Origin of the sequence: uncultured Subdoligranulum sp., from assembly GCF_963931595.1 — a bacterium.
Lineage (GTDB): Bacteria > Bacillota > Clostridia > Oscillospirales > Ruminococcaceae > Gemmiger.
In genome coordinates, this window is the sequence record NZ_OZ007030.1 from 1,820,210 (window position 1) to 1,841,054 (window position 20,845).

The window sequence follows — 20,845 nt, forward strand, 5'->3', positions numbered from 1 at the left end:
GTTCCTTTCCATATATCAAACCGCCCGCCGGGTGCCGGCGGGCGGCGCAACATCATACCAGTACGTCCTTGATCAGCAGACTCAGCCCGCCGGTAGCCGAGTGGATGAACTCCACCGCATCGTCGGAATTGCAGAGCTCCGCCGGGATCTTGATCTCGATGCCGGACTCCGTCTTGAAGCTGCGGCTTTCCAGCTTTTTCATCCGGGCGGGGCTCACCGTCACCCGGTCGTTTTCCTGCACGCCGGTCTCCGCCAGGGCTGCCTCGAACTTGGGCGCCGCCAGGGGATAGTTCTCCCGCATGCGGGTGCGCACATCCTCCACCGAGATGGTGTTGTCCACCGCCTGGTTGCGCACCATCAGCTCCACGGCGGTCTCGGTGCCGCCGTCAAAGGGGGGCACGTCGTCCAGTTCCTCCGGCTCGGGGTAGGCTTCCTTCACGGCGGCCACGGCGGTCTCGCAGACGGCCTTCAGCTTGGCCTTCTCCTGCATGGCCTCGGTGCAGCCGAACACCCGGGTGGACAGGTAGAAGTCCTTCTTCTCGTCCAGGTTGAACTTCTTTTCAATGAGCCGCACCGTGCCGTTGGCCCGGTCGATGAGGGCCGCCTCGTCGGCCTTGGGGGTGCCGGGCAGCAGGGTGCGCTGGGGTACCATGCTGCTGAACCGGCCGTTGCCCAGCGTCTCGGTGTGGTGGGTGTAGCCCGGCCGGTAGTTCAGTTTGAGCACCCCGTAGAAGGGCACTCCGTCCCCGGCGAAGTCCACCACCGCCAGGTCCCCCGCCGGAATGGCCGGGTACTGCAGCATCTGCTCGAAGATCACCCCCGCAATGCGCCGGGACAGGTCCACGAAATCCTGGTTCTGGGCCATCTCCTGGGCGAAGGCGGAGTCGGGCAAAAACCGGCAGTTCTTGACCTCGTCGCTGGCAAAGGCCTTCTCGATCACGGCGGTGAAATATTCAAAGAGATCGGCGTCGAGGTCCATCGGCCGGTCGGAGAGCAGCGGCTCCGAAGCGCCGGGATCCAGCAAATGCAGAATGACCTGGTTGATCTTGACTTCCATACTAGACAGGGCTCCTTTGGGATAAAGTTTCGGAAAGGGTAGTATACCACAATTTGGCGGGTTTGGGTAGCGCCCGGGCGGGGCAAGCTATCCGGGAAGGGAGGAAACGTCCATGAAAAAACGCACAACCGAACCGGACGCCCTGCTGCGCCACACAACACCCTGCCGCCAGAAGCAGGCGAAGGAATACCTGAAGGGGCAGGTGCCCGGCGTGATGGCCCACTACGCCCCCGACGCCGTGCCCGACCCCGACGAGGGCTGGGTGGAAAGCGACGAGACGGTGCACCGCCTGGCACACTGGCGGGAGGAAGCCATCTATTAAGAGGAACAGCCCCACCGCGGTGGGGCTGTTTCCGTTCAGTCGGCGTTGAGTTTGGCGGACGCCTTGTGGGTGAAGCGGTCGTTGTCCACAATGTAGCGCTCGTGGGTGGCGTGGGCCACCTCGCTCACATCGTCATACACCCGGGCCGTGAAGGTCAGCCGGCGATCCGCCACCGCGGTGAGTTCGCAGTCGCAGTAGACCACCATGCCGATGGGCGTGGGCGCCGTGTGCGCCAGCGAAAGGCTGGTGCCCACCGTGCCGGTGCCCAGGTCCAGTTCCCCCGCCACCGCCTTCCAGCAGGCCTTTTCGATCAAAGCCGCCACCGCCGGCGTGGCCAGCACCTCCAGTTCTCCGCTGCCCAGTGCCCGGGCGGTGTTTTCGGTGGTGACGCGCAGGGCCGCGTGCCCCCGGATTCCCGGTTCCAACATCTGCCATTTCCCCTTTTTCTTTTTTCTTATTATAGCGGCCGCTGCGGCCGATTGCAAGACGCCCTCTTTTTGTCGCTTTTTCTTGCCTTTTGCCGCCAAAGACGATATACTAAGGGGGACAGCGGGAAGCGGTGATTGCTGCTTCCCTTTTTTGCGGCTGGACTTCAAAAGAGGAGGATTCCATGGGCGAAAAGACAATTGATTATTCCAAGGGCATCTACGATGCCCGCCAACTGGGCACGCCCAAAATGCTCATTCTGGGCGCACAGCACATGTTTGCCATGTTCGGCGCCACCGTGCTGGTGCCCCTGCTGACCGGTCTGAGCGTCAGCACCACTCTGCTGTGTGCCGGTCTGGGCACGCTGCTGTTCCACTTCCTGTGCAAGGGCAAGGTCCCGGCTTTCCTGGGTTCCAGCTTTGCCTACCTGGGCGGCTTCACCATCGTGAGCAACGACGGCGCCAACCCCGAGAACCTGCCCTATGCCTGCGCTGCCGTGGCCTTCTCCGGCCTGGTCTACGTACTGTTCAGCTTCCTCATCACGGCCTTCGGCATCCGCCGCATGATGAAGTTCTTCCCGCCGGTGGTCACCGGCCCCATCATCATCGCCATCGGCCTGATCCTGGCCCCCAGCGCCATCACCAACTGCCAGAGCAACTGGCTGCTGGCCATCGTGGCACTGGCCACCGTCATCATCTGCAACATCTGGGGCAAGGGCATGGTCAAGATCCTGCCCATCCTCATCGGTGTGCTGGTGGCCTACGCCGTGGCCCTGGTCACCGGCGCCGTGGATTTTGCGGCCATCGCCGAGGCAAGCTGGTTCGGCATCCCGCTGCATAAGGAATCCATGGGTCTTTTCTCCATCGACGGCAGCGAGACCTTCATCAGCGCCATCTTCACCATCGTGCCCATCGCCCTGGCCACCATGATGGAGCACATCGGCGATATCGCCGCCATCAGCGCCACCACCGGCAAGAACTACATCCGTGACCCCGGCCTCAACCGCACCCTGCTGGGCGACGGCCTGGCCACCACCATGGCCGGTCTGCTGGGCGGCCCCGCCAACACCACCTACGGCGAAAACACCGGCGTGCTGGCCCTGACCAAGATCTACGACCCGCTGGTCATCCGCATTGCCGCCGTCTTTGCCCTGGTGCTGAGCTTCTGCCCCAAGTTTGAGGCCATCATCAACACCATCCCCACCGGCATCGTGGGCGGCATCAGCTTCGTGCTCTACGGCATGATCTCCGCCATCGGCGTGCGCAACGTGGTGGAGAACAAGGTGGACTTCACCAACTCCCGCAACCTGATCATCGCCGCCGTCATCCTGGTCTGCGCCCTGGGCTTTGACTCGGTGGGCGGCATCACCTTCTATGTGGGCAGCATGGCCGTCAACCTGTCCGGCCTGGCCATCGCCGCCATCGCCGGCATCCTGCTCAACGCCCTGCTGCCCGGCAACGACTACGAATTCGACGAGGGCACCAACGACGGCGAAGGCGCCAGCCTGCGCGTCTGATCGGACCTTTCCAAGGAGGACCCCCATGACCGCTGCGGATTTTACCAACCTGCACCTGCAATACAAATCGGAACAGGCCGGGGGCGAACTTCCCGCCGCCATCGAGCATGATTTTGCCGACGGCCGGATGGTGGATCACTACTATGTGACCCCCTCCCCTGCCTTCTGGGAGGATGAAGGCATCAAGGGACTGGGCCAGGTTTCGGGCATCCTGTTCCTGCAGCAGCCCGACGGCGCCCCCTGGAAGATCCTGGTCCACGAACCGGGCATGATCAAGGAAGTGATCTTTGAGATGCCCGACGAGGAATTCCGCCGGATGCTCGCCGACAACGGCGTCATCCTGCCCGGCGAGCCCGGCTTTGTGCCGCCCCAATAAAAGAAAGGGTCTGTTCCCTGCTTTTTCCCCGCAGAAATGCGGGGATTTTTTGTTTTTTCCCCTTGACAGCCCGCCCAGCCAGGTGTATCATATGAACAAATAAACATATGAAAGGATGTTTCCTATGGCACAGCATGATGCTGCCCTGTCCGCCGCCAGTCCGGCGCTGGACGCACAGGCCCTGCAGAAGCTGCAGGACGACCTGCCCGGGGACGAGATCCTCTACGACCTGGCGGAGCTCTTCCGGGTGTTCGGCGATACCACCCGCATCAAGATCCTCTACGCCCTGTTTGAGAGCGAGCTCTGCGTCAACGACATCGCCCAGGTGGTGGAACTGTCCCAGAGCGCGGTGAGCCACCAGCTGCGGCTGCTCAAGACCAACAAGCTGGTGAAGTTCCGGCGGGAGGGAAAAACCATCTACTATTCGCTGGACGACGACCACGTGCGCAGCATGATCGCGCTGGGCATGGAACATGTGGAAGAATAAAACACAGAGCAAAGGAGTTTTTGTCATGCAGAAGAAATTCAAGATCGAAGTGGACTGCGCCAACTGCGCCGCCAAGATTGAAACCGCCGTCAAGGCCCTGCCCGGTGTGGAGAACGCCAGCGTGAGCTTTATGACCCAGAAGATGCTGCTGGCCGCTGACGACAGCCGCTTTGACGAGATCCTGCAGCAGGCTGTGCGCACAGCGAAGAAGATCGAGCCGGATTTCGAGATTGAACTGTAAGGCAGCGTGTCGGAACGGAGGCATCCTTTCATGACCAAAAAGCAGAAACGAACGCTGCGGCGTATCATTCTGGCCGCGGTGCTGACTGGCTGTGCGGCGGTGGCGCTGCATTTTCTGCCGCTGCCCTGGTACGGCCAGCTCATCGTCTGGCTGATCCCCTATCTGGTGATCGGCTATGATGTGCTGCGCAAGGCGGTATTAGGCATCCGCAGCGGGCAGGTGTTCGACGAAAACTTCCTGATGGCGGTGGCCACGGTGGGCGCCATGGGCTGCGGCGAATACGCCGAGGGCGTGGCCGTCATGCTGTTCTACCAGATCGGCGAGCTGTTCCAGAGCTATGCGGTGGGCAAGAGCCGCCGCAGCATCAGCGAGCTGATGGACATCCGCCCCGACAGTGCCAACCTGGAACAGGCCGACGGCACCGTGACGGTGGTGGACCCCGACGAGGTGGCCGTGGGTTCGGTGATCGTGGTGCGGCCCGGGGAGAAGATCCCCATCGACGGCACGGTACTCAGCGGGGAAAGCACGCTGAACACCGCCGCCCTGACCGGCGAGAGCCGTCCCCGCACGGTGCGCCCCGGGGACGGGGTCATCAGCGGCTGCGTCAACGAGGACGGCCTGCTGCGCATCACCACCACCAAGGCCTACGATGAATCCACCGTGGCCAAGATCCTGGACCTGGTGGAAAATTCCAGCCTGAAAAAGGCCAAGGTAGAAAACTTCATCACGAAATTTGCCCGCTGGTATACCCCCGCCGTCTGTCTGGCTGCGCTGCTGCTGGCCCTGCTGCCCCCGCTGGTGCTGGGCGGCGGCTGGACCGTCTGGGTGCTGCGCGCCCTCACCTTCCTGGTCATCAGCTGTCCCTGTGCGCTGGTCATCTCCATCCCGCTGACCTTCTTCGGCGGCATCGGCGGTGCCTCCCGGTGCGGCATCCTGGTGAAGGGCGGCAACTATCTGGAGGCGCTGGCGCACACCGGCGTGGCCGCCTTTGACAAGACCGGCACCCTGACCAAGGGCGTCTTTGCCGTGACCCGCGTCACCCCCGCCCCGGGCGTGACCGAGGCGGACCTTTTGGAAAACGCCGCTCTGGCAGAACGGTTTTCCAGCCATCCCATCAGCAAGAGCCTGCGGGAAGCCTGTCCCGATGTGGATGTCCGCCGGGCGGCCGACGCTCAGGAAGTGGCCGGGCAGGGCGTGCGCACACTGGTGGACGGCAAGGTGGTCCTTGCCGGCAACGCCCGCCTGATGGAGGAAAACGGCATCGCCTACACCGCCGACGACGGCGCGGGCAGCATCGTCTATGTGGCCCGGGATGGCCGGTTCCTGGGCTCCATCCTGATCTCCGACGAGGAGAAGCCCACCGCCGCAGCCGCCATGCAGGACCTGCGCAGCCAGGGCGTGCGCACCGTCATGCTCACTGGGGACAGCCCCGCCGTGGCCCACAAGGTGGCCACAGCGCTGGGCATCGACGAGGTCCACGCCGGGTTGCTGCCCGCCGACAAGGTCCACCAGGTGGAAGCCCTGCTGGCCGGCAAACCCGCCGACAAAATGCTGGTCTTCGCCGGCGACGGCATCAACGATGCTCCCGTTCTCATGCGGGCGGATATCGGCATCGCCATGGGCGCCCTGGGCAGCGACGCCGCCATCGAGGCCGCCGATGTGGTGCTGATGGACGACGATCCCGCCAAGATCGGCCTTTCCATGCGGATCGCCCGCAAATGCATGGCCATCGTCTACCAGAACATCGCCTTTGCCCTGGGCGTCAAGCTGCTCTGCCTGCTGCTCAGCGCCGTGGGCGTGGCCAACATGTGGTGGGCCGTCTTCGCCGATGTGGGCGTCATGGTGCTGGCGGTGCTCAACGCCACCCGGATGCTCCGCGTGGCTTCCTACCGATAACAGAAACATCCCCCGTTCCGGCCGGAACGGGGGACTTCTTTATTTCATGCTCTCGGGGTCCTTGTAGGCGTCCTTTTCCAGGCATTCCAGATGCAGGTGGGATTCCGCCTTGCTCTCCGCCGGAATGCTGCCCACCTTGCCCAGCGTGGTGGCGGTGGTCACCCCTTCCCCGGGCTGCAGCGATACATTGGTCAGGCCGCAGTACCGCCACAACACCTCATTCTGGTCGGTGATCTCCACCACCGTGCCCCACAGGGCATCCTCGGTCACCGCCGTGACGGTGCCGCCCCGTACCGGGCTCACATCCTCCCCGGCCTTGGCAGCATAGTCGGCACCGTTGTGGGTGCGCCAGTCGCCCAGCGTCTCGTTGTAGACCAGCTCCTCACCGCTGAAAGCCGCTATGGGCTCGGTCTGCCACAAGGCCGAGGAGGCCGCAGGCTGCGCGGACGGCGCGGCAGTGGCGGACGGTTCTGCGGATGCAGAGGCAGACGCAGACGACGCCCCAGAGGAGGCAGGCGGCGCAGAGGGCACGGCTGAGGGCGCCGTAGTAGGTTTGGGCACATTGCTGGCCGGATTGTCCACGGTGGTATCGGGCTGTGTCCATTGGCTTTCCTCCTGCAGGGCGTCTTTGCGGAGCTGGGTCAGCTCCGACATGTTGGTCACCACGCGGCGCAGCGCCAGAATGCCCGCCGCCGTGGCGGCAAACACCAGCGCCAGACAGAACAGATACAGCCCCTTCTCCTTGAAAAACGATTTGATATGGTTCATCTTCCCCCGTCCTTTACGGCAAATTTTGTGTATGCCCCTAGTGTGGGACGCCGGACAGGATTTTATACATGGCGCCCCGCCGATTCCCGGAGACTGTTTTTGGGGGCTGTGCGGTAAAATTTCCGTTGCAATTCCCCGAAAAACCATGTATGATAGGGTACGTTAGTATTGTAGAGGAGTGTGCCCCGATGTGACATTGACGCTATGGAACATCCGTCACATGTATGTAACGAAATAAGGAGTCAGTTTTCATGCCATCATTGCGCGAACAAATCGAGAGCCGGCGGACCTTTGCGATCATCTCGCACCCCGACGCCGGTAAAACCACCCTGACCGAAAAGCTGCTGCTGTACGGGGGCGCCATCCAGACGGCCGGTTCGGTCAAAGGCAAACAGAGTGCCAAACACGCGGTGTCCGACTGGATGGACATCGAAAAACAGCGCGGCATTTCGGTCACCTCGTCGGTGCTGCAGTTCAACTACCAGGGCAAGTGCATCAACATTCTGGACACCCCCGGCCACCAGGACTTCAGCGAGGACACCTACCGCACCCTGATGGCGGCGGATTCCGCCGTCATGGTCATCGACGCGGCCAAGGGCGTGGAGGCCCAGACCATCAAGCTGTTCAAGGTCTGCACGCTGCGTCACATTCCCATCTTCACCTTCATCAACAAGATGGACCGGGAAGCCCGGGACCCCTTTGAACTGATGGAGAACATCGAGGAGATCCTCGGCATCAAGACCTACCCCATGAACTGGCCCATCGGCTGCGGCAAGGGCTTCAAGGGCGTGTTTGACCGGGACAGCCGCCGGGTGCTGGCCTTTGAGAGCGACGGCCGCGCCAACGGCGTCAAGATGGTGGAGGAGATTGAGGCCGAGCTGGGTGACGCCAAACTGGACGAGCTTATCGGTGCCGACAACCACCAGAAACTGGCCGAGGACATCGAGCTGCTGGACGGTGCCGCCGAGGAATTCGACCTGGAGGCCGTGCACAACGGTACGCTGTCGCCGGTATTCTTCGGGTCGGCGCTGACCAACTTTGGCGTGGAGCCCTTCCTGAAGGAGTTCCTCCGCCTGACCCCCACCCCGCTGCCCCGCAAGGATGCCATTTCCGGCGAGGTGGTGGACCCCTGCAGCGACAACTTCTCGGGCTTCATCTTCAAGATCCAGGCCAACATGAACAAGAACCACCGGGACCGCATCGCGTTCCTGCGCATCTGCTCCGGCAAGTTTGAGCGCGGTATGGAAGCCTACCATGTGCAGGAGGGCAAGAATATCAAACTGGCCACCGGCACCAGCCTGATGGCCGACGACCGCGCCATCGTCAGCGAGGCCTACGCCGGCGATATCATCGGCCTGTTTGACCCGGGCATCTTCTCCATCGGCGATACGCTGTGCACCGGCAAGCCCCATGTGCAGTTTGCGGGCATCCCCACCTTCGCCCCCGAACATTTCGCCCGGGTGACCCAGGTGGACACCATGAAGCGCAAACAGTTCGTGAAGGGCATGGAACAGATTGCCCAGGAGGGCGCCATCCAGATCTTCCGCGACCTGGGCTCCGGCATGGAGGAGGTCATCGTGGGCGTGGTGGGCGTACTGCAGCTGGAAGTGCTGGAATACCGCCTGAAAAACGAATACAACGTAGAGATCCGCATGCAGCAGCTGCCCTATGAGTACCTGCGCTGGATCACCAACGATCCCGACGAGCTGGACCCCAAACACCTGGACCTGACCAGCGACACCCGCCCCATCGAGGACCTGAAGGGCAACCATCTGCTGCTCTTCGGCAGCTCCTGGAGCATCAACTGGGCCGAACAGCACAACGAGACGCTGAAACTGTCCGAGTTCGGCAACCTGACATTCTGACGGCATTGCGCCATTTTATCAAGGAAGCAATCATCTATGCTGCAAATTCTGCAAAAACACCTCACCAAAAAAATGATGGTGGAGGATGCCAAATTCTTCGTCCTGCTCAACCTGGGCCTCATCGCCACCGCCATGGGCATCGCCCTCTTCAAGACGCCCAACCATTTCGCTTTCGGCGGCACCTCGGGCCTCTCCATCATCCTGTCCACCCTCTTTCCCCAGTGGAACGTGGGCTTCTTCATGTGGATCGTCAACGCCATCCTGGTCCTGCTGGGCTTCGCCTTCCTGGGGGTAAAATCCATGGGGTGGACCATCTACTCCTCCTTTGCCCTCTCCTTTTTCGTCAGCCTGTGTGAGCGGATCTGGCCGCTGACGGCGCCCCTCACCCACGACGTATTCCTGGAACTGTGCTACGCCGTCATCCTGCCCGCCGTGGGCAGCGCCATCGTCTTCAACATCGGCGCCTCCACCGGCGGCACCGACATCGTGGCCATGATCCTGCACAAGTACACCAGCCTGGAGATCGGCCGCGCCCTGCTCATCAGCGACCTGGCCATCGTGCTGGTGGGCGCCTATCTCTACGGCCCCACCACCGGGCTGTACTGCATTCTGGGCATGGTGCTCAAAACCACCGTGGTGGACAGCGCCATCGAGAGCATCAACCTGCGCAAGGTCTGCACGGTGGTCACCACCAACCCCGGCCCGGTCCGGGATTTCATCGTCAAGGAACTCAACCGCTCCGCCACCGAGGAGCGCGCCGAGGGCGCCTACACCCACGAGGAAAAATGGGTGCTCATGACGGTGCTCACCCGCGGCCAGGCCCAGCACCTGCGCCGCTTCGTGCGCCGCAACGATCCCCACGCCTTCATCACCATCGTCAACAGCAGCGAGATCGTGGGCAAGGGCTTCCGCTCCATCTGAATGATTTCGCCATTCGCCTGCCGTTTTGCGGCAGGCATTTTTTTGTGGTATCCTGTCCCTTTCCCCACCCCGCCGCAGTTGTAATTATCCCCTCAATATGGTATACTTTTAGCAATTTAACCATTCTGTAACTTTGCGGAGGAACCATCCCCGATGAAATATCTGACCTATGCGGAACGCGCCTTTCTGCACGGGCATCTTTCCCGTGTGCGCCACGTGACGCTGGACCCCGACGGTCCCGGCGTCGTTCGCATCCATCTGATCCCCTGCCGCCACCCCGACCGGGAGACCCCCTTTGTGGCCATCCTCAACGGGCAGGATATCCTGCCGCTGAACGTCAGCTGGGCCATCCTGCTCACCGCGCTGATGGATGCCCTGCATCCCCACAGCGGCAAGGAACTGGCCCCCGCCGACTGGTCGGCCATCACGGCCCAGGCAGTGGCCGCCACCCACAAGGTGTACCGCCGCACCCCCGAACTGCAGATCGCATCCGACCTGCAGCTGATGCTGGACTGCCTGTGTGCGGTGGCCCGGGGCCAGACCCCGCCGCTGCACATCCAGCCGCTCCATCTGGGGGACTATGCCGCGCGGATGAACGCCCCCCACCGCATGGACCTGATGATCAGCTCCATGATGAAGGACGGTGCCTGGCACTGCAACCAGAAATGTCTGCACTGCTATGCCGCCAACCAGCCCCTGGGCGCCGCGCCGGAACTGGACACCGACCAGTGGCTGGCCGTCATTGAAAAATGCCGCAGCGCGGGCATTCCCCAGCTGACCTTCACCGGTGGGGAACCCACTTTGCGCAACGATCTGGTCAAACTGGTGCAGGCAGCCCAGTGGTTTGTGACCCGGCTGAACACCAACGGCCGGATGCTGACCAGCGCCATGTGCAAGGACCTGAAAAACGCCAGCCTGGACGCCGTGCAGATCACCTTCTATTCCGCCGCCCCCGAAATCCACAACACCCTGGTGGGAGTGGACGGCTACACCGACACGCTGGGCGGCATCAAGAACGCCCTGGCGGCGGGGCTGAGCGTCAGCCTGAACACGCCGTTGTGCAGCCTGAACCGGGATTATCTGTCCACGGTACAGCTGGCCCACGAGCTGGGGGTGCGGTACCTGACCTGCAGCGGGCTGATTCCCGCCGGCAACGCCGAGACCGAAGCCAGCCGTGCCGAGCGGCTGAACCCCGATGAACTGGTGGCGGTGTTGCGCCCAGCCATGGAATATGCCGCGGCCAACGCCATGGAGATCAACTTCACCAGCCCCGGCTGGCTGTCCGAGGAGACGCTGCGCGACCTGGGCTTCACCCAGATTCCCAGCTGCGGTGCCTGCCTGTCCAACATGGCGGTGGGCCCCGACGGCACCGTACTGCCCTGCCAGAGCTGGCTGTCCGGCCCGGGGCTGGGGAACCTGCTGCGCATGCCCTGGCACCGCATCTGGCACAGTGCCGCATGCAGTGCCATCCGCAACACCAGCGCCGCCATGGAGCGCCGCTGCCAACTGGGGGATACACCCCTGCAGGAGGGCTGCCGATGAAATCCACTGCTTTTGTACGCCGCGCGGTACTCTGGGCAGCAGCCCTGTGTCTGTGCGTCCTGACGGCACTGCCGGCCTTTGCCGCCGACAAGGACCTGGCCCCCTACGCCGAAGAGGGCGACATGGACTACATCCGCAGCTATGTGGTCACGGTGGACCTGCGCCAGGACGGTTCCGCCGACATCACCTACGACATCGACTGGCAGGTCATCGACGGGGATGCCACCCAGTATCTGACCTGGGTCAAGATCGGGCTGGCCAATTCCCACGCCGAGGACCTGACCCCCCTCACCGATACCATCGCCGACCTGCAGTATTCCGACGACGGCGGCAGCTATGCCAAGGTCGTCTTCGCCCACCGGTACTATTCCCCCGAGGTGGCCGCCCGGAACGGCGGTGAGAGCAACGTGCGGTTCGCCTTCTCGGTGCATCAGAGCCATCTGTTCACCCGCAACGACGACGGCACCGCCAACTTCACCTTCACCCCCGGCTGGTTCGACGACCTGAGCGTGGGCAACATGCAGATCCGCTGGAAGAATGGCGACGGTTTTATTGCCGATAATACCGGTGTTGACGGGGAGTATCTCACCTGGGACTTCGGCCCCCTGACCCACGGCCAGGCCGCCAAGGTCCATGTGACGGTGCCCATCACCTACTCCGAAGGCTACGCGGCTGACGCCGCCATGACCGCTGAGGACTACGGCGGCACCGCCGGCGATCTGGGCGATGTGGCGTCCGGCGTCATGACGGTGCTCATCGTGCTGGCCGTCTTCGGGTTCGTTTTCTTTGCCATTGCCTCCCGCTCCCCCGCCTGGGGCGGCGGGTTCGGCAGCGGACTGTATCCCGACGACTGGTTCTGGTACACCAACGGCGTGCACATCATCCGCCGTGCCCGCACGGCGCCGCCTCCGCCGGGGTATACCCGCACCGATCCGCCCAAGAACTTCCAGCCGGGCGGCGGGTCCAGCCGCGGCGGTGGTGTGGGCCGCCGGGACAGCGGCGGCAGCGACCACCACTTCAGCTGCGCCTGTGCCTGCGCTTCCAGTTGTGCCTGCGCCTGTGCCTGTGCCGGCGGCGGCCGTGCCGGATGCAGTGTGAAGGACTTTTATACCGTGAAGCTGCCCCGTTCGGAAAGCGAGAACGACGATGAGTCTTGAAGATCAATACGATGCCTGGGTCCAGGGACTGATGGGCGGCCGCAAATACGCCGCCACCCCGGAGCAGACTGCCAAGGCCAGCGACGCCGTGCAGCAGATGCAGGACGAGCTGGATGCCCTGGCAGATTTCCCCAGACGGCAGAAAGCGGCCGATGCGGCGGATGCCGTGCAGAAAGCCGGCCGGCAGACCGCCGAGCATGTGCGCCGGGTGAGCAGCGAGCTGACCCGGTCCCTGCGGCAGGACGGGCTGCTGGGCGGCACGGTGGCTGCCCCTGTTCCCCGGCCTTCGGGCGGCGGCCGCGCGGATTTTTCCGGCGTGGCGGACAAGGTCAAGACCCGCGTGCTGGGACAGGACGCCTTTGTTTCCGCCGTGGTGAAGGCCTTCCGCCGCCCCTTCGTGCTGGGCACCGCCGCCGATGCCGGCCATGCCAAGAACCTGATGCTGCTCAGCGGGCCCGACGGCACCGGCCGCCACTACACGCTTTCCTGCGTGGTGGAAGAGCTGGCCGCCCGTGGCATCCTGCGCAGCCCGTCGGTGGAGACGATGGATCTGTCCCTCTACCCCGGCCCTGCCCAGGAAAAACTCTTTCTCCAGGACCTTTATGCCGCCCTGCAGTCCGACGCCGAGGTGCTGGCCTTTGACCACTACGAGGGCTGTGCCGCCAGCTACCGGAACATGGTGGCCACCCTGGCCATGCACGGCACGCTGGCGCTCTCCAGCCGGTACGTGCTGCAGCGGGGCATCCTGGTGGACGTGGGCACCGCCCTGGCCCCCGGCGCCATCGGGGAGCTGCAGGCTGGCGGTAAATACTTTGTGTTTTTCTCCGCCCGGGGCGAGGATGCCCTGGCGGAAGCCTTCGGCGCCCGCTTTGTGGACGCCATCGCCGGGGATATCTGCCGCACCCAGCCCTTCACCCCGGAGGCGCTGGCAGCGGTGGCAGCCCGGGGTCTCAACGAGCTGGCCCAGCGGGTGCGCCGTCAGTGCGGCCTGGCCCTGACCATGGGCGCCGAGGTGCGGGACCTGCTGGCCGGGCAGTACGGCAAGGCCCAGGGCATGCAGGCCATGCAGGATTTCTGCGGCACCATCTACCGCGCCATCGCCGAGTATGTGCTGGACCTTGACACTGTGCCCGCCGACGGTACCCCTGCCGCACTGACCGTGCAGGACCATCGGCTCTTCCTGCAGGTGGCGGACGGCGCCCCCATGGACCTGCTGGCGCTGCTGCCCCGGCAGTACCGCGGCGACGTGGATGCTGTGGAGGCGGAACTGTCCGCCATCATCGGGCTGGACGAAGTGAAGAATTTTGTGCGGGACATTGCCAAAAACGTGCAGGCCCAGCAGCGCCGCAAGGCCCAGGGGCTGCCGGTGGCCGATGTGAACATGCACATGATCTTCACCGGCAATCCCGGCACCGGCAAGACCACCATTGCCCGCATCCTGGCCAAGTACCTCAAGGCCATCGGCGCGCTGCGCGGCGGCCAGCTGGTGGAGGTCACCCGGGCCGACCTGGTGGGCCGCTATGTGGGCCACACGGCACCGCTGACCAACAGCGTGATCCAGAGCGCCCTGGGCGGGGTGCTCTTCATCGACGAGGCCTACAGTCTTTACCGCGGCGGTGAGGACAGCTTCGGTCTGGAAGCCATCGACACGCTGGTCAAGGGCATTGAGGACCACCGGGACGAGCTGGTGGTGATCCTGGCCGGCTACACCAAGGAGATGGAGCTGTTCCTGGGCGCCAATTCGGGGCTGGCCAGCCGTTTCCCCAACCAGATCGAGTTTCCCGACTATACCGGCGAGGAGCTCTACCGCATTTTGCTCTCCCTGGCGAAGGGAAAGGGCTACACGCTGGACGAGGCTTGCCGGGAACCACTGACCGCCTGGTTCACCCGCAAACAGGCGGAGGATGCCGCCACCAACGGCAACGGCCGGATGGCCCGCAACGCACTGGAGAAAGCCATCCTCAACCAGTCCCGGCGGCTCATCGCCGACCCCGCGGCCAGCCTGGAGCTGCTGCTGCCCGGGGACTTTGAACTGGATGCATGATTTGCCCATACAAAAAGCGCTGTCTTTTCGCAAGACAGCGCTTTTTTGTCGGGGCAGCAAAACAGGGCGAGGGCCTTTCGGCCCCCGCCCTGTGATACTTTATAGAATTCAGCGCGCGGTGTAATCCTCGGCCAGATCTGCCAGGATACGGGGCGCGGTTTCGCGGGTGTCGGTCATGCGGACGGCATTGCGCAGCGGCAGCACCGAGCGCGGCGTAACGGACAGCTCGTCCACACCGATGGCCAGGAAGGTCTCGGTGAGGGTCAGGTCGGCGCCCAGCTCGCCGCAGATGCCCACCCAGATGCCGTTCTTGTGGGCATTCTCGGTGACCAGCTGGATCAGCCGCAGCACCGACAGATGGTGAGGATCGTAGAAGCGGCCCAGGTCATTGTTCTGACGGTCGCAGGCCAGCGTATACTGGGTCAGGTCGTTGGTGCCGATGCTGAAGAAGTCCACTTCCTTGGCCAGACGGTCGCTGCAGATGGCCGCGGCGGGCGTCTCGATCATGATGCCGATCTGGACGTTCTCGCTGTAGGGAATGCCTTCCTGCTTCAGGTCACGCTTGACCTCCTCGCAGATGCGCTTGGCTTCCCGCACTTCCCAGACGCTGGTGACCATGGGGAACATGATGCCCAGCTTGCCGAAGGCGGAGGCACGGAAAAGCGCCCGCAGCTGGGTGCGGAAGACCTCCGGCCGGGTCAGGCAGATGCGCAGCGCACGCATGCCCATGGCGGGGTTGTCCTCCTTGGGCAGGTCGAAGTAACCGATCTGCTTGTCGGCGCCGATATCCAGCGTGCGGATGATGACCTCCTTGCCGTCCATGTCGGACAGGACGGTCTTGTAGGCCTCAAACTGCTCCTCCTCGGTGGGATAGTCCTTGCTGTCCAGATAGAGGAACTCGCTGCGGAACAAACCGATGCCGCCGCCGTCGTTCACCTGCACGGCGTGGACATCCTCGGGGGAGCCGATGTTGCAGTAGATGCGGATGCTCTTGCCGTCCTTGGTCACGTTGGCCTGGCCCTTGAGGGTTTCCAGCAGACGCTGCAGACGAAGCAGTTCCTCCCGCTTCTTCATCAGGCGTTCCCGGGTGTCGTCGTCGGGGTCGATGACCAGCGCACCGGTGCTGCCGTCCGCGATGGCCTGACGGCCCTCGTACTCCGGCTTGAGGGCATTTCCCAGACCGACGATGGCCGGAATGCCCATGGTGCGGGCCAGAATGGCGGTATGGCTGGAACCGGAACCGCCCGCCGTGACAAAGCCCAGAATCTTGGTCTTGTCCAGCTGGATGGTCTCGGAGGGGGCCAGGTCGTCGGCGGCCAGCAGCACCGGCACCTCCGACGCAATACCGCCCTGCACCACGCCGCACAGAATGCTCAGAATGCGCTGGCTGACATCCTTCACGTCGGCCGCACGGGCCTGCATATAGGCGTCGTCCATCGAAGCGAACATGGTGGCAAACTGCTCGGCCACGTCGGAAACCGCGGCCTCTGCATTGAGTTTTTCTTCGTTGATGAGGTTTTCGATGGCTTCCTCGTAGTCCAGATCTTCGGCCATCATCTGGTGGGTCTCGAACAGCATGGCCGCCTCGTCGCCGGCCTCGGCGCGGGCCTGCTCGGCCAGCTTGCCCAGCTGCTCGATGGCGCCGGTCTGCGCCCCCTTGAACCGATGCCACTCTGCCTCGGTGTCCTCCACCGTGTAGCGCTTGATCTCAGTGGTGGCGCGGCGATAAAAATACAGCGGGCCAATGCCGACACCGGCGGAAACACCCTTGCCCTGGATGGTAATCATGTGGGAACCTCCTTATAATACCAGGAAAGGCCGCACCGCCATACCAGTACAGCGGCCGCGGCCCTCGGGATCTTTTCCCTTACAGATGTTCGTTGAAAAATTTTTCCAGCGCAGGAGCGGCGGTTTCCTCGTCCTCGCCTTCCACCTGCACCTTCACGGTATCGCCACATTTGATGCCCATGCCCATGAGCGCCATCAGCTTGACGGCATTGACGGATTTCTCACCCTTGAAGATGGTCACCGTGCTCTGGTAACCCTTGACTTCCTTGACCAGCAGGCCGGCCGGACGGGCATGGATGCCCACAGGCTCCTTGATCGTATAGGTGAACTCTTTCATTGATTTTTCCTCCCATAGTCGCGCGTCTGACAAACGCACGAGACATATAATTTAGTCGTTATTATAATAACATACCCGGCGGGCATCGTCAACGGAAAACAGCCCGAAATTGTATGTCTTTTTTGTATATTTTGGTTAATTATTTCCGCCGGGAACGCATCGCACGTCCATATAGACGGTCTTTTTTGGACAATGCTCTCTTTTTGAAAAAGTTTTACAAAAAGTTGAGTCGTTTTTCTCCCCGTCAGCCTTGTCCGGCAAAACCAAAAAGACTCCCCGCCGCAAGGGCCGTACCGTCAATGGGCACAGGCCCCGCAGCGCGGGAGCCACTGTCGGGTTATGTCAGGTCGGCGGCACTTTTGCCGCCGGGCGGATGTGCGGCGGGAATCGCTTACAGGCTGCCGCCCTCCGCCAGGACTGCCATCACATCCTCGGGCTGCGGCGTGTGCCGGGCATACCGCTGCCGCAGCGGTTCGGCGGCGCTGTCCATGATGTAGGGCATCCCCACCAGGTCCAGCATGGCGGTGTCGTTGTAGTTGTCTCCGAAGGCCAGCACCTCCGACGGATCCACCCCCAGCACCTCACAGAGCTGCCGCACGCCGGTGCCCTTGTTGGCCAGGGTGGTGTCGATCCAGTAGGGGCCCGCCACGGCACAGTTGGCTTCCTTCCAGCGGGGCACGAAGCGGTCGGCGTACTTCTCCACGCCCTCGTGCAGGTAGACAGAAACCTTGACGATATCCTCCGGCACGTCGGCGGGATCCCGGATGATCTCGTACCGGTTGCCGATGAACCGGATGCGATCCAGCATGCCCAGGCCGCGCTCCATCAGGTAGGCGCAGTTCTGCCCCGAGAGCATCACCTCGCCCTGGCCGTCGCTGCGCTCCCACATATCCCGGGCGATCTCCTCGGCCATGGCCCGGGGCATGGGCGTCTTGCCGATGCACTGGTCGTCCTTGTAGAGCACCGCCCCGTTCTCGCACAGGAAAGCACAGCGGTCCGCCACCGGGGCAAACAGCATCTTCTCGCTGGTATACTGCCGGCCGGACGCCGGGCAGAACAGGATGCCCCGGTCAGCCAGCTTCCCGATCAGCGGAAAGACCTCCGGCAGCAGCGTTTTGCGGCCGTAGGGCAGCAGTGTGCCGTCCAGGTCGCTGCAAATCATTTTGATGGACATTGTATTCTCTTCCCTGCCTCTTATGCAATCTTTGCGGCAGCCGCCGCACGAAATTTATTGTACCACATCCCGACCGGGTTTTGCAATTTGCAGCCGGTTGGTGTATGATAGAAAATCATAGAGAAACTGAGGTGATCGGAATGGCATTTCATGCGATCGACGGCAAGGCCCCTGTGGACGGGGGCGCCGTCTTTGTGGCGGACAACGCCACGCTGGCCGGCGATGTGCGGCTGGAGGAAGGTTCCAGCGTCTGGTATGGCGCCGTGCTGCGGGCCGACACCGGCCGCATCGTGGTGGGCGCCGGCAGCAACGTGCAGGACAACGCCGTGCTGCACACCGGCCCCGGCCTGGATGTGGTGCTGGGACGGGGCGTCTCCATCGGTCACGCCGCGGTGGTCCACGGCTGCATGATCGGCGACGGCTGCATGATCGGCATGAACGCCACCGTGCTCAACGGCGCCGTCATCGGTCCGGGCTGCCTCATCGCCGCCGGGGCGCTCATTCCCGAGCGGATGCAGGTGCCCGCCGGCAGTCTGGTGATGGGGGTGCCGGGCCGGGTGGTCCGGCAAGTCAGCCCCGAACAGGCCGCCGCCATTGCCGCCAACGAGGAGGAATACCGGCAGCTGGGCCAACGCCACGCCGCCGCCCGATAATCTGCCATAATAAATATCCCCCGGCGGAGCCGGGGGTTTTGCACAGACGGGTGAAACCCTGGAATACTAGCGCACGCGTCACGTCGCGTTGGTACGGCCTGCCAGCCGCGAAGGATTGCTACTTGCCGCCCGTAAACGAGCTGTTTAGAAGTTTCCCATTGTCAGCTGTTCGCCTGCCTGGTCTTCTTCTAACTGGCGCCGGATGTATTCTGCTATCTTTTTATCGTTTTTTCCTGCTGTATCCACATAGTATCCCCTGCACCAGAACTCCCTATTGCGATACTTGAATTTCAGTTCTGGGAATTTCTCGTACAGCATCAGGCTGCTTTTCCCCTTCAGATACCCCATGAAGCTCGAAACCGAATATTTCGGCGGTATCTCGACCAGCATGTGGATATGGTCCGGGCATACTTCTGCTTCCACGATTTTTACCTTCTTCCAGTTGCACAGTGTTCTTAAAATCTCTCCGATTTCTCTGCGCTTCTGGCCGTAGAACACTTTGCGCCGATATTTCGGCGCAAAGACTATGTGGTATTTGCAATTCCAGCTTGTATGCGATAAACTGTTTACGTCGTTCATTTTTGAATGACCTCCCTTTGCTTGTTTGTGCAGTTGGCAGACCGCACTCCTATTATAGCAAAGGGAGTTTTTATTTCACCATGATCGACATAAGTCTTTTTTGGAACCACTCGCCTAGCGAGTGGTTTTCGAGACACAACAAAAGCGGTCCCGCTTGAGGCGGGGCCGCTTTGCTGTTTACAGTACCTTGGAAAGGAACGCCTTGAGGCGCTCGTTCTCGGGGTTTTCAAAGAATTCCTTGGGCGGTTTGTCCACCTTGACCACGCCCTCATCGATGAAGATGATGCGGTTGGCCACCTCCCGGGCAAAGCCCATCTCGTGGGTGACGCAGATCATCGTCATGCCGCCCCGGGCCAGCTCCTTCATCAGTTCCAGCACCTCGCCCACCATCTCGGGATCCAGGGCGGAGGTGGGCTCATCGAAGAGCAGCACGTCGGGGTTCATGGCCAGTGCCCGCACAATGGCGATGCGCTGTTTCTGGCCGCCCGACAGCATGTTGGGGTAGGCGTTTGCCTTCTCGGCCAGGCCGATGCGCTTCAGCAGTTCCATCGCCTTTTGGTCGGCTTCGGCCGGCTTCATCAGACCCAGCCGCACCGGCGCCAAGGTGATGTTCTTCTTCACCGTCAGGTGAGGGAACAGATTGAAGTGCTGGAACACCATGCCCATCTTCTGGCGCACATGGTCGATGTCCTTGTCGGTCACTTCCTTGCCGTTGAAGATGACCTGCCCGCCGTCGGGCTCCTCCAGCCGGTTGAGGCAGCGCAGGAAGGTGGACTTGCCGCAGCCGGAAGGTCCCACCAGCACCACGCAATCCCCTTTGTTGATGGTCAGGTTGACGCCGCGCAGCACCTGCAGGCCACCGAAATGCTTTTGCAGATTTTTAACGTCGATCACTTTGCGCCAGTCTCCTTTCCAGTTTTCCCAGCAGGGCGCTGAAGAGCAGCACCAGCACCAGGTAGATGGCCGCCACGCCCAGCAGCGGGAACATGGCCTCGTAGGTACGGTTCATGATGCCCTGGGCTGCGTAGAGCAGCTCCTTGCCGCCGATGACCGTGATGAGGGAGGTATCCTTCAGCAGGATGATGAACTCATTGCCCAGGGACGGCAGGATGGACCGGATGGCCTGGGGAATGATGATGAGCACCATGGTGGTGATGTAATTGAGGCCCAGGCTGCGGCCCGCTTCCATCTGGCCGGGGTCCACCGCCATCAGGCCGCCGCGGATGATCTCCGACACATAGGCGCCCGAGTTGATGCCCAGCGCCAGCGCACCCACCATGGTGAAGTTGCGGCTGCTGGCAAAAATCACCATGCTCATGATGAGCAGCTGCACCATCATGGGGGTGCCGCGGATGACGGTGGCATAGATCTGGCAGATCACATTGACCACGCCCAGCACCGGGTTGCGGTGGTGGGGCCGCTGCTGGTCATGGGCCACACGGACCAGCGCCACCACAGACCCCAGTACCACGCCCAGCACCAGCGCCATGGCGGTGACCACCAGGGTGGTGCCCACGCCTTCCACGTACTGCAGCCAGCGGTCATTGTACAGAAATGCCTGGTAAAATTTCACAAAGAAATCCTGCCCGAAGGTCAGGGTCTCCCCGCTCTTTGCCAGTTCCGAAAGTGCCTCGAACTGTGCTTCCATCCGCTACACAACCTTTCCTTAGAACAAAGAGAAGGCGCGCCGGGATAC

The 20,845-nt window shown here is 62.6% G+C and carries 21 protein-coding genes; 12 read left to right on the forward strand and 9 right to left on the reverse strand.

The features are described from left to right. Positions 1-52 precede the first annotated feature (52 nt). Complete coding sequence (locus ABGT73_RS08835) at positions 53-1,057, reverse strand: nucleoid-associated protein (RefSeq protein WP_346669408.1); 1,005 nt, start codon at positions 1,055-1,057, stop codon at positions 53-55. A 112-nt stretch (positions 1,058-1,169) separates the two neighbouring features. On the opposite strand from ABGT73_RS08835, the gene ABGT73_RS08840 reads away from it, so the two are divergent. Beyond that, complete coding sequence (locus ABGT73_RS08840) at positions 1,170-1,379, forward strand: hypothetical protein (protein WP_346669409.1); 210 nt, start codon at positions 1,170-1,172, stop codon at positions 1,377-1,379. A gap of 35 nt (positions 1,380-1,414) precedes the next feature. Here ABGT73_RS08840 and ABGT73_RS08845 read toward each other — a convergent pair whose 3' ends face one another. Further along, a complete protein-coding gene (locus tag ABGT73_RS08845) occupies positions 1,415-1,807 on the reverse strand; it encodes a thioesterase, FlK family (protein ID WP_346669410.1) in 393 nt (130 codons plus the stop codon). 182 nt (positions 1,808-1,989) lie between these two features. On the opposite strand from ABGT73_RS08845, the gene ABGT73_RS08850 reads away from it, so the two are divergent. From ABGT73_RS08850 to ABGT73_RS08870, 5 genes are all read left to right on the forward strand, one after another. Next, positions 1,990-3,321, forward strand: a complete 1,332-nt coding sequence (locus ABGT73_RS08850) for a uracil-xanthine permease family protein (protein ID WP_346669411.1) — start codon at positions 1,990-1,992, stop codon at positions 3,319-3,321. A gap of 25 nt (positions 3,322-3,346) precedes the next feature. After that, complete coding sequence (locus ABGT73_RS08855) at positions 3,347-3,697, forward strand: hypothetical protein (RefSeq protein WP_346669412.1); 351 nt, start codon at positions 3,347-3,349, stop codon at positions 3,695-3,697. A 124-nt stretch (positions 3,698-3,821) separates the two neighbouring features. Continuing rightward, the gene (locus tag ABGT73_RS08860) at positions 3,822-4,184 is read left to right on the forward strand and encodes a metalloregulator ArsR/SmtB family transcription factor (protein ID WP_346669413.1); all 363 of its coding nucleotides are present in this window, start codon (positions 3,822-3,824) and stop codon (positions 4,182-4,184) included. Between the two features lie 25 nt (positions 4,185-4,209). Next, the gene (locus ABGT73_RS08865; protein ID WP_346669414.1) at positions 4,210-4,425 is read left to right on the forward strand and encodes a cation transporter; all 216 of its coding nucleotides are present in this window, start codon (positions 4,210-4,212) and stop codon (positions 4,423-4,425) included. 30 nt (positions 4,426-4,455) lie between these two features. Then, positions 4,456-6,321 (forward strand): heavy metal translocating P-type ATPase, encoded by a 1,866-nt coding sequence (locus tag ABGT73_RS08870; RefSeq protein ID WP_346669415.1) that lies wholly within the window; start codon positions 4,456-4,458, stop codon positions 6,319-6,321. A 39-nt stretch (positions 6,322-6,360) separates the two neighbouring features. On the opposite strand, the gene ABGT73_RS08875 is transcribed toward ABGT73_RS08870, so the two are convergent. Next, positions 6,361-7,089 (reverse strand): M23 family metallopeptidase, encoded by a 729-nt coding sequence (locus tag ABGT73_RS08875; protein ID WP_346669416.1) that lies wholly within the window; start codon positions 7,087-7,089, stop codon positions 6,361-6,363. A gap of 251 nt (positions 7,090-7,340) precedes the next feature. On the opposite strand from ABGT73_RS08875, the gene ABGT73_RS08880 reads away from it, so the two are divergent. From ABGT73_RS08880 to ABGT73_RS08900, 5 genes are all read left to right on the forward strand, one after another. Continuing rightward, positions 7,341-8,954, forward strand: coding sequence for a peptide chain release factor 3 (locus tag ABGT73_RS08880; protein WP_346669417.1), 1,614 nt, complete (start codon positions 7,341-7,343; stop codon positions 8,952-8,954). 36 nt (positions 8,955-8,990) lie between these two features. Further along, positions 8,991-9,875 carry a YitT family protein gene (locus ABGT73_RS08885; RefSeq protein ID WP_346669418.1) on the forward strand — a complete coding sequence of 295 codons (885 nt, stop codon included), beginning with the start codon at positions 8,991-8,993 and terminating at the stop codon, positions 9,873-9,875. A gap of 153 nt (positions 9,876-10,028) precedes the next feature. Continuing rightward, positions 10,029-11,417 (forward strand): radical SAM protein, encoded by a 1,389-nt coding sequence (locus tag ABGT73_RS08890; RefSeq protein WP_346669419.1) that lies wholly within the window; start codon positions 10,029-10,031, stop codon positions 11,415-11,417. Beyond that, positions 11,414-12,574, forward strand: a complete 1,161-nt coding sequence (locus ABGT73_RS08895; protein ID WP_346669420.1) for a hypothetical protein — start codon at positions 11,414-11,416, stop codon at positions 12,572-12,574. Before ABGT73_RS08890 ends, ABGT73_RS08895 begins: the two co-directional genes overlap by 4 nt. Continuing rightward, positions 12,564-14,618, forward strand: coding sequence for an AAA family ATPase (locus tag ABGT73_RS08900; RefSeq protein WP_346669421.1), 2,055 nt, complete (start codon positions 12,564-12,566; stop codon positions 14,616-14,618). The genes ABGT73_RS08895 and ABGT73_RS08900 overlap by 11 nt, the downstream gene beginning before the upstream one ends. A gap of 108 nt (positions 14,619-14,726) precedes the next feature. Here ABGT73_RS08900 and ptsP read toward each other — a convergent pair whose 3' ends face one another. The 3 genes from ptsP to ABGT73_RS08915 form a co-directional block, all read right to left on the reverse strand. Next, complete coding sequence (gene ptsP / locus ABGT73_RS08905; RefSeq protein WP_346669422.1) at positions 14,727-16,406, reverse strand: phosphoenolpyruvate--protein phosphotransferase; 1,680 nt, start codon at positions 16,404-16,406, stop codon at positions 14,727-14,729. A 79-nt stretch (positions 16,407-16,485) separates the two neighbouring features. Beyond that, a complete protein-coding gene (locus tag ABGT73_RS08910; RefSeq protein WP_346669423.1) occupies positions 16,486-16,743 on the reverse strand; it encodes an HPr family phosphocarrier protein in 258 nt (85 codons plus the stop codon). Between the two features lie 391 nt (positions 16,744-17,134). Next, on the reverse strand, positions 17,135-17,917 hold the full coding sequence (locus ABGT73_RS08915; protein WP_346669424.1) for an HAD family hydrolase: 783 nt from the start codon (positions 17,915-17,917) through the stop codon (positions 17,135-17,137). A 140-nt stretch (positions 17,918-18,057) separates the two neighbouring features. On the opposite strand from ABGT73_RS08915, the gene ABGT73_RS08920 reads away from it, so the two are divergent. Beyond that, the gene (locus ABGT73_RS08920) at positions 18,058-18,570 is read left to right on the forward strand and encodes a gamma carbonic anhydrase family protein (protein WP_346669425.1); all 513 of its coding nucleotides are present in this window, start codon (positions 18,058-18,060) and stop codon (positions 18,568-18,570) included. A 144-nt stretch (positions 18,571-18,714) separates the two neighbouring features. On the opposite strand, the gene tnpA is transcribed toward ABGT73_RS08920, so the two are convergent. The 3 genes from tnpA to ABGT73_RS08935 all read right to left on the reverse strand — a co-directional run bounded on the left by tnpA (position 18,715) and on the right by ABGT73_RS08935 (position 20,797). Beyond that, entirely contained in the window at positions 18,715-19,149 is a 435-nt protein-coding gene (gene tnpA, locus ABGT73_RS08925) for an IS200/IS605 family transposase (protein ID WP_346669426.1), read from the reverse strand. A 177-nt stretch (positions 19,150-19,326) separates the two neighbouring features. Next, positions 19,327-20,043 (reverse strand): amino acid ABC transporter ATP-binding protein, encoded by a 717-nt coding sequence (locus ABGT73_RS08930; protein ID WP_346669427.1) that lies wholly within the window; start codon positions 20,041-20,043, stop codon positions 19,327-19,329. Beyond that, complete coding sequence (locus ABGT73_RS08935) at positions 20,030-20,797, reverse strand: amino acid ABC transporter permease (protein ID WP_346669428.1); 768 nt, start codon at positions 20,795-20,797, stop codon at positions 20,030-20,032. Before ABGT73_RS08935 ends, ABGT73_RS08930 begins: the two co-directional genes overlap by 14 nt. Positions 20,798-20,845: the final 48 nt, after the last annotated feature.